Annotated in this window: 1 protein-coding gene; it reads left to right on the top strand. The window is 62.4% G+C overall.

The features are described from left to right. Positions 1 to 385: 385 nt before the first annotated feature. Positions 386 to 1,420 carry a cell division protein FtsZ gene (ftsZ, locus tag NKI20_RS33480; RefSeq protein WP_352838254.1) on the top strand — a complete coding sequence of 345 codons (1,035 nt, stop codon included), beginning with the start codon at positions 386 to 388 and terminating at the stop codon, positions 1,418 to 1,420. Positions 1,421 to 1,796 lie beyond the last annotated feature (376 nt).

The following is a 1,796-nucleotide window of genomic DNA, read 5'->3' as shown; positions in this document are numbered from 1 at the left end:
TCAAGCGTAAGCGCCTCAAAGCCCTCATGAACCCGACCTACCGCCAAGCCGTCCTTGCAGGTTAACGATTCATGATTTCGCCCTGTCACCCTGCCGGTGGTTGCATCTGGCAAACGTTCCCAGAGACGGTTGCGCTGTTTCGGCGACTGTCGCAACCCCATCGGCGATTCGGGCCTGCGCCGGATACTCACCTCCACGGCCCCCTGTCCAAAACCGTCATCACAAATCTTGACCTTGCGCGCACTTGCACCTCTGGCCGCTCTCTGGCTTTTTGGGGTACCCATCCGAACGGACTGATTCGCGTCGTGCCGCTCGATTGCAATGTTCCCAAGGCAGTCTGGGGGTGGGCCGTGAAGCGCGCGCAATTAGCGAAGGAGAAGCAGGCATGGCCGAGTTCAAGAAGCCCGAAATCTCCGAGATGAGACCCAAGATCACCGTTATCGGCATTGGCGGCGGCGGCGGCAATGCCGTCAACAACATGATCGCGGAGCAGCTTCAGGGCACGGAATTCATCGCCGCCAACACCGACGCCCAGGCGTTGACCATGTCGAAGGCGTCTAGGCTGATCCAGCTTGGCGCTCACGTCACCGAGGGATTGGGCGCTGGCTCGCTTCCCGAGATCGGCCGTGCCGCGGCCGAGGAATCGCTCGACGAGATCATGGATCATCTGGCCGGCACGCATATGTGTTTCGTCACCGCCGGAATGGGCGGCGGCACCGGAACCGGCGCTGCACCCATCATCGCGCAGGCGGCGCGCAAGGCCGGTATCCTGACCGTGGGTGTCGTCACCAAGCCGTTCACCTTCGAAGGCCGGCGCCGCATGCAGATGGCCGAAGAGGGCATCGAGCGGCTGCGCGAAAGCGCCGACACGGTGATCGTCATCCCGAACCAGAACCTGTTCAGGATCGCCGATGCCAAGACCACCTTCGCCGATGCATTCGTCATCGCCGACCGGGTGCTCTATGCCGGCGTCAGCTGCATCACCGATCTCATCGTCAAGGAAGGCCTAATCAATCTCGACTTCGCCGATGTCAAATCGGTGATGCGCGACATGGGCCGCGCCATGATGGGCACCGGCGAGGCGTCCGGTGAGGGCCGGGCGATGAAGGCGGCGGAAGCCGCGATCGCCAACCCCCTGCTCGACGAAGTGTCGATGAAGGGCGCCAAGGGCGTGCTGGTCTCGATATCGGGCGGCAGGGACATGACGCTGTTCGAGGTCGACGAGGCTGCCACCCGCATCCGCGAAGAGGTCTACGAGGATGCCGACATCATCGTCGGCGCGATCTTCGACAAGAGCATGGAAGGCCGCTTCAGGGTCTCGGTGGTGGCGACAGGCCTCGACCGTGCGTCTGGAGCAGAAGATGGCGATGCCGGCATCGCCCGGGATCACCTCGGCCAGCCCGCGCGGACGCTACAGTAGAATCTGCCGCTCCGAGTGTGGAGCGCTAGCAGAGAGAGTTTGACGGGTTGGAGGCCTGTTGGCCGTCGGGGTTTCATCGTTCGTTTCGATGAACCACCATCAGCGCTTGAGATTGGGCGAAGCCTCTCCAATGTCGTCATCCCTGGGCGGAGCAGCCGCGAAGCGGCGTCGCGGAGACCCTGGGATCCATGCCGCGACCTTAATCGTAGAGTGCAGCGGAGCAGAGTTCTGCACCGCGGCAGCGCTCGGAAGTCGCGGCATGGCAACTGTGTTCATGCGAATACTTTTTTATCTCGGATGATAGCGTTGAGGACGACGAGGAGCTTCCTTGCGACGGCAATGATGGCCAGCTTCTTTGACCCTGATCGGGCTGCGA

It is taken from the genome of Mesorhizobium sp. M0830 (genome assembly GCF_040319965.1).
Taxonomy (GTDB): Bacteria; Pseudomonadota; Alphaproteobacteria; order Rhizobiales; family Rhizobiaceae; genus Mesorhizobium.
This window is presented reverse-complemented; position numbering and strand designations above follow the sequence as displayed.

Excerpts from the sequence above, each read along its gene's own strand:
- ftsZ (WP_352838254.1), top strand. The coding sequence starts at position 386 with ATGGCCGAGTTCAAGAAGCCCGAAATCTCCGAGATGAGACCCAAGATC.